General features: G+C 66.5%; 7 protein-coding genes. All 7 read right to left on the reverse strand.

What is annotated here, in order from left to right; translation table 11 throughout:
- Positions 1-901 (reverse strand): transketolase family protein (locus A3764_RS11635; RefSeq protein WP_067951614.1); only part of this gene is annotated, 901 nt, incomplete at its 3' end.
- On the reverse strand, positions 898-1764 hold the full coding sequence (locus tag A3764_RS11640; protein WP_067924676.1) for a transketolase: 867 nt from the start codon (positions 1762-1764) through the stop codon (positions 898-900). The genes A3764_RS11635 and A3764_RS11640, both read right to left, overlap by 4 nt.
- A complete protein-coding gene (locus tag A3764_RS11645) occupies positions 1761-3026 on the reverse strand; it encodes an aminotransferase class III-fold pyridoxal phosphate-dependent enzyme (protein WP_067951615.1) in 1266 nt (421 codons plus the stop codon). Before A3764_RS11645 ends, A3764_RS11640 begins: the two co-directional genes overlap by 4 nt.
- Positions 3023-4051, reverse strand: a complete 1029-nt coding sequence (locus A3764_RS11650; RefSeq protein WP_067922281.1) for an ABC transporter ATP-binding protein — start codon at positions 4049-4051, stop codon at positions 3023-3025. The genes A3764_RS11645 and A3764_RS11650 overlap by 4 nt, the downstream gene beginning before the upstream one ends.
- A complete protein-coding gene (locus A3764_RS11655; protein ID WP_067922284.1) occupies positions 4048-5052 on the reverse strand; it encodes an ABC transporter ATP-binding protein in 1005 nt (334 codons plus the stop codon). The genes A3764_RS11650 and A3764_RS11655 overlap by 4 nt, the downstream gene beginning before the upstream one ends.
- Positions 5049-5912, reverse strand: a complete 864-nt coding sequence (locus A3764_RS11660; RefSeq protein ID WP_067922287.1) for an ABC transporter permease — start codon at positions 5910-5912, stop codon at positions 5049-5051. The genes A3764_RS11655 and A3764_RS11660 overlap by 4 nt, the downstream gene beginning before the upstream one ends.
- Positions 5909-6526: ABC transporter permease (locus A3764_RS11665; RefSeq protein WP_150122148.1), on the reverse strand; the 618-nt coding region annotated here is incomplete at its 5' end. The genes A3764_RS11665 and A3764_RS11660, both read right to left, overlap by 4 nt.

Raw genomic sequence — 6526 nt, forward strand, 5'->3', positions numbered from 1 at the left:
ACCTGATCCGCGGCAGATCGAGAAGCACCTCGGCCACGGCGGATCCCAGCCCGCCGGTCACGTTATGCTCCTCCACCGTCAGGATCGCGCCGGTTTCCGCCGCCGCGCGGATCTCCTCCTCGTCCATCCTGTCGATGGTGAACATATCGACAACCCGGACCGACACGCCCTTTTCCTCCAGCATCGCGGCAGCGTCGAGCGAGGCGCGCACTTGACTGCCGCAGGTGATGATCGTCAGGTCACTGCCCTCCCGCAGCCGGATCGCGCGCCCGAAGGCGATCTTCGGCACCTCGTCGTAGACCACCGGGTCCCGACCCCGGCCAAGGCGGATATACATCGCGCCGGGATGTTCCAACGAAGCACGCAGGATCGCCCGCAGGTGGTTGGCATCCGTGGCACAGACCACCGTCAGATCGGCGATGCAACGCATCATGCCCAGATCCTCCAGCGCGTGATGGGAACTGCCGTAGAATCCCATGGACATGCCCGAATGGCTGCCGAGGATACGCACCTTCATCCGAGGATAGGCGCAATCGGTGCGGATCGCTTCCGTCCCCAGAATCGCGGCGAAGCTCGCGAAGGTGGCGACATAGGGGATCAACCCGGTGGAGGCCATGCCGGCGGCGGCGGTGATCATGTTCTTTTCGGCAATGGAAAAGTTCACGAACCGCTCGGGATGCCGGTCGCGGAAATCATTCGTACGGTTGGCCGAGGCAAGGTCAGCCGTCGCCACCACGATGCGCGGATCATCCTCTGCCAGATCCGCCAGTTCCTCGCCCAGCACGAAGGCCGGCATGCCGGACCGCGGCGTTCCGCGGACGGACCGCTTGTCGCGCAACTGGGTGGTGCCGGTCGTCGTGCCGCGAAAGATCTCGCTTTCGTCCTGCATGTCCTTGTTCATGTCGCGTCCTCCGCCACGAAGGGTTTCAGCCCCTCATCAAGCTCCGCCATGACGGCGTCGTAATCCTCCCCCACCAGATTGCCGACATGCCAGTCGAGCGACATTTCCATCCGCTCCACCCCGCGGCCCTTGATGGTGTCGGCGATGATGACCTGCGGCTTGCCCTGCCCCCCGGTCTTCAGGGTGTCGAAGGCCCCCCGGATGGCGGCGAATTCATGCCCGTCGATCCGCTGCGTGTCCCATCCGAAAGCGGCAAAGCGCGCTTCCAGCGGCTCCACGCTCATCACCTCTTCGGTATGGCCGTCGATGGAAAGCCCGTTCCGGTCGACGATGGCCACGAGGTTCCGCAGCTTGAAATGACCGGCGGCGTTGGCGGCTTCCCAGATCTGGCCCTCGCTCAACTCGCCGTCGCCCAGCAACACATAGGTCCGGTAATCCCGACCCGAGATGCGCGCCGCGAGCGCAAGGCCCAGCCCCACCGACAGCCCATGCCCCAGCGAGCCGGATGAGAAATCGAGCCCGCGCACCTTTTTCATGTCCGGATGATCGCCATAGGGCGAGCCGAGCCTCGTATAGGTGTCGAGTTCCGAGGGATCGAAGTACCCCAGATCGGCCAGCACCGGGTAAAGCCCGATGGCGGCGTGCCCCTTCGACATCACGAAACGGTCCCTGTCCGGCCAATCGGGCTCTGACGGCTCTATCGACATCTGGTCGTAATAGAGCGCCGCCAGCAGTTCGGCGCAGGAAAAGGTCGATGAATAATGCCCGGCCCCCGCGATCCGCGACAGGCGGACGGTTTCCTTGCGGATGAATTTCGCCCGGTCCTCAAGAACCGAAAGGCTGACATTGCCACGTTTGGTCATCGTGCTTCCTCCGTTATCGGGCGCGCTGTCGACAGGGCTGCAAAGGCGTCTTCGGTCGCCTCCAGCGCGCGGTCGATCTCGGCTTCGGTATGCGCCGTGCTCAGGAACATGTTGTGCTTGTGGTGCATGTAGACGCCGCGCCGCAGGGCCTCTCCGCAAAAGGTATTGCCAAGGGTGGCCGCACGGTCGTCGCCTTCGAACTGCACCAGCGGCATGACCGGCGGCCCGGATTGGCGCAGCTCGAACCCGTGGCGCCGGGCCTGTTCGTCCAGCCCGTCGCGCAGGCGCTGGCCCGCGCGCTGCATCACCGCTGGCCCGTCGATCCGCGCCAATTCATCGAGCGTGGCGACCGAAGCGGCCATCGCGGGCCCGCCGTACCAGAAGGAGCCGGTCACGAAGACCTTGTTCGCCGCCTCGCGGAAGCTGTCGCTGCCCGTCACCGCCGAAAGAGCGTGCCCGTTGGCGATGGCCTTGGAAAAGGCGCTGAGGTCGGGCCGCACCGACAACCCTTCGAGCGCACCGCCCATGTTCAGCCGGAACCCGGTGCGCACGTCATCGACCACCATCGCGGCACCGGTTTCGTCACAGGCCTTGCGCACGGCATCCGCGAAATCCTGCGTCGGCATTTCCTGCGGCACGCCGAGGTCATGGCGAAAGCCCGAAACGACGATGGCGGCCAGATCATCACCGGCTTCGGCCACCGTGGCCCTGACGCTGTCGGTGTCGTTGAACTCGAAATGCATCAGATGCGCGCGGTCTTCTGCGGTCACCCCGGTCAGCGAGGGCGAACACCATGGCACCGCCCCGTGATAGGCCCCCCGTGCAATCATGATCTTGCGCCGCCCCGTACCCGCCCGCGCGATGGTCACGCAGGATGTCATCGCGTCGGAGCCGTTCTTCTGGAACAGTGCCCAATCAGCGTGGGCCACGGTATCGACCAGCTTCTCGGCAAGGGTGACGGCCTGTTCGGTCGGCCCGTTGAGGCAGACCCCCTGCTCGGCTTCCCGGCGCACGGCCTCTTCCACCAGCGGATGCCGATGGCCGAGGATGATCGGCCCCCATGCGCACATGAAATCGATGTATTCACGCCCGTCCACGTCTGTCACCCGTGCGCCTTGGCCGCTGGCAAAGAACTGGGGGTAGCCGCCGGGCAGGGCTTCGGCGCGCTGATGGCCCCACATGCCGCCGGGAATGACGCGTGCCGCCCGGTCGCGCAGCGCGCGGTCGCGTGACGCATTGGTCTGGATGAAGGGCGAATTCATGCGCCGGCTCCTTCTGAAAGGGATTGTTCGTCTTGTGCCGCCGGGGGCGGGCCGGGGAAGTGACAGGCCACCGCACGGCCCTCTCCATCGTCGTCGAGGTTCGGCTGCACCTCGGCACAGAGCGCCTGTGCCCGGGGGCACCGCGTGCGGAACCGGCATCCCGAAGGCGGGTTGAGCGGGCTCGGCAGATCGCCCTCCAGCACGGTGCGCCTTCGCGCCCGCTCCCGGATCGGGTCGGCCAAGGGAATGGCCGACAAAAGCGCCTGCGTATAGGGATGCTGCGGGTCGGAGAACAGCCGCTGCGCGGGCCCCGTCTCGACGATCTGGCCAAGGTACATCACCCCGATCCGGTGCGAGATATAGCGCACCACGCCCAGATCATGCGCGATGAAGACAAAGGCAACGCCCAGCCGTTCCTGCAGATCGCGCAGCAGGTTCAGAACCCCCGCCTGTATCGACACGTCGAGCGCCGACACCGGCTCATCCAGCACCACGACCTTCGGATCGACGGATATCGCACGCGCAATGCCGATACGCTGGCGCTGCCCACCCGACAGTTCGTGCGGATAGCGGTCCGCCACGTCCTGCGGCAGTTGCACGAGATGGATGAGCTCTTCGATCTTCGCCGCCTCCTCCTGCGGGCGCAGGCGCAGCAGCCGCATGCCTTCGGACAGGATGCGCCTGATCTTCATGCCCGGATGCAGCGATGCCATCGGATCCTGGAAAACGATCTGAAGGTCGCGCCGCACGGGCCGCATCTCTGCCGGAGAAAGGGTGGTAATGTCCCGCCCCGCCAGAACGACGCGGCCGCCCGATGGTTCCAGCAGGCGCAGGATGCAGCGGCCCAGCGTGGATTTGCCGCAACCGCTTTCCCCGACAAGCCCGAAGGTTTCGGCCTGCCCGACGCTGAAGCTCACCCCCGATACCGCGCGCAGCATCTGCGCGGGGCGCGTGCCCAGCAGGTTCGAGCCGACGGGAAAATCCTTCGACAGGTTGCTGACCTCTAGGACCGGAACGCCGCTCATGTGCCCACCGCCCGGGGCCTCGGGCCCTCATCCAGCAATTCCTCTGCCCGCAGACATGCCGTTCTGGTGGGGCCGACCGCCCGCAACGCGGGATCGCTCTCGCGGCAGGGCTGCTGCGCGAACGTGCAGCGCGGGGCGAAACTGCACCCCGGCGGGCGCGAAAAGATCGACGGCGGCGTGCCCTCGATCGGTGTCAGTTCCTCGTCGATCCGGTCCAGCTTGGGCATCGCCGCGATCAGGCCGCGCGTGTAGGGATGCGCACTGTGGTAAAAGATATCCTCCGCGCGCCCCGTCTCCACCACCCGCCCGCCGTACATCACGGCGATATCGCGCGCCATGCCCGCGACCACGCCCAGATCATGGGTGATCAGCACGACGCCGATGCCACGTTCCTGCGCAAGCTTTCGCAGCAGATCGAGGATCTGCGCCTGCACCGTAACGTCAAGCGCGGTGGTCGGTTCATCCGCGATCAGCAGGGCCGGATCGTTCGCCAGCGCCATGGCGATCATCGCGCGCTGGCGCATGCCGCCGGAAAATTCGTGCGGATACTGCTGCGCGCGGCGTTCCGGCTCCGGTATGGCGACCTGCTCCAGCAGACCGATGGCGCGGGACCGTGCCGCTCCGCGTCCGATGCGGCGGTCATGCAGGCGGATGGCCTCGACGATCTGTGCGCCGATGGTCAGAACGGGGTTGAACGCGCTCAGCGGGTCCTGAAAGACGCAGCCGATATCGCGCCCGCGGATCCTGCGGATATCCCGGCGCGACATGCCGATGAGTTCGCGGCCCTTGAACCGCGCCGAACCGCTGACGGTCGCCTGTTCGGGCAGCAGCTGCAGCAGCGCCATCATCGCGACGGATTTACCCGACCCGCTTTCGCCGACGATGCCCAGCACCTCGCCCTCGTCCAGCGTGAAATCCACACCGCGCACCGCTTCCACGGGGCCACGGGGGCCGGGAAAGGCGGCGCGCAGGCCGGTGATATCCAGCAGCGGTTCGCTCATGCCGCCGCCCGCCGGTCGAGGATGTCGCGCAGCCCGTCCCCCAGAAAGGAGGTGGCCAGCACGACCGAAAGGATCGCCATGCCGGGGCCGGCGGCGATCCACCAGCTATAGAACTTGGCCGCCCCTTCGGAAATCATGCTGCCCCATTCGGGGCTCGGCGGTACCGCGCCCAGCCCGATGAAGCTGAGCGAGGCGGCAAGCAGCGCCACCTGTCCGAAATCCATCGTCGCGTTGATCAGCGTCGGCGTCCAGCACAGCGGCAGGATATGCACCACCAGCACCCGCCCCCGGCCCGCGCCACCGGCAATCGCGGCCTCCACATGTTCGCGGGTGCGGACCTCCAGCACCTGCGCGCGCATCAACCGGGCATAGATGGGCCACCAGACGATGATCATGGCAAGACCCGCGTTCGGCAGACCCGGCCCAAGGGTCGCGGCCACGGTCATCGCCAGCAGGATCGGCGGAAAGGAAAGGGTGACATCCGCGGCCCGCATGATGACGGCATCGAGCCAGCCGCCGTAATAGCCCGATATGGCCCCAAGTGCCGAGCCGATGATGACCGCCGCGACAACAACCATCACCGCCACGGGAATGGTATAGGCCGCACCGTGCAGGGTGCGCGACAGCACGTCCCGCCCCAGCGCATCCGTGCCCAGCCAATGTTCGCCACTTGGCGGTTGCAGCCGCCGCCCGGCCATCATCAGCGGATCGACGATGGGCCAGAACTGGACCGTCAGCACGGTGATGGCCCAGAAGAGCAGGATCACGATACCGATCTGCGCCGTCACCGGCAGCCGACCCATCGAGGCGCGGATCTGGCCCAGCCTGCCCGGGCGGGGCATGTCGCCCACCGCGCTCATCCCGACACCTTGATGCGGGGATTGGCCCAGGCATAGGCGATGTCCGTCACCAGATTGGCCAGCAGAAAGGCAGTCGCGCCCACGATCGTCACCCCGCCGATGGCGGGGTAATCAAGCGACCGCGCTGCGGCCACCGCGTAGGATCCGATGCCGGGCCAGCTGAATATCGCCTCGGTCAGAACGGCGCCGGTGATGAGATAGGCAAAGGTAAAGCCCAGCACCGTCAGCACGGGGATCAGCGCATTGCGCAGCGCGTGGTTCATCAGAACGACCCGCTCCGAAGCGCCCTTGGCCCGTGCGGTGCGCACGTAATCCTGACCCAGCGCCTCCAGCAGCGAAGAGCGCACCAGCCGCGCCACGATGCCGATCACGGACCAGCCCAGCACCAGCGCCGGCAGGGCGAGATGGCTCAGTACCTGCAGAAGAAGCGCCCAGTCCCCCGCCAGCACCGCATCGATGCTGTAGAAACCGGTGACCTCCTCGGGCGGTCTCGTCCGCGCATCGAGACGCCCGGTCCCGGGGGTCCATTTCAGTTGGACGGAAAAGACATAAAGCATGATCAGCCCCGACCAGAAGATCGGCAGCGAAGAGCCAAGCAGCGCGAACCCCCGCGC

It is taken from the genome of Sulfitobacter sp. HI0129 (assembly GCF_001635395.1).
Lineage (GTDB): Bacteria > Pseudomonadota > Alphaproteobacteria > Rhodobacterales > Rhodobacteraceae > Sulfitobacter.

Coding starts and splice junctions, on each gene's coding strand:
- A3764_RS11660 (WP_067922287.1), bottom strand. CDS start 5,912: ATGAGCGCGGTGGGCGACATGCCCCGCCCGGGCAGGCTGGGCCAGATC.
- A3764_RS11655 (WP_067922284.1), bottom strand. CDS start 5,052: ATGAGCGAACCGCTGCTGGATATCACCGGCCTGCGCGCCGCCTTTCCC.
- A3764_RS11650 (WP_067922281.1), bottom strand. CDS start 4,051: ATGAGCGGCGTTCCGGTCCTAGAGGTCAGCAACCTGTCGAAGGATTTT.
- A3764_RS11640 (WP_067924676.1), bottom strand. CDS start 1,764: ATGACCAAACGTGGCAATGTCAGCCTTTCGGTTCTTGAGGACCGGGCG.
- A3764_RS11645 (WP_067951615.1), bottom strand. CDS start 3,026: ATGAATTCGCCCTTCATCCAGACCAATGCGTCACGCGACCGCGCGCTG.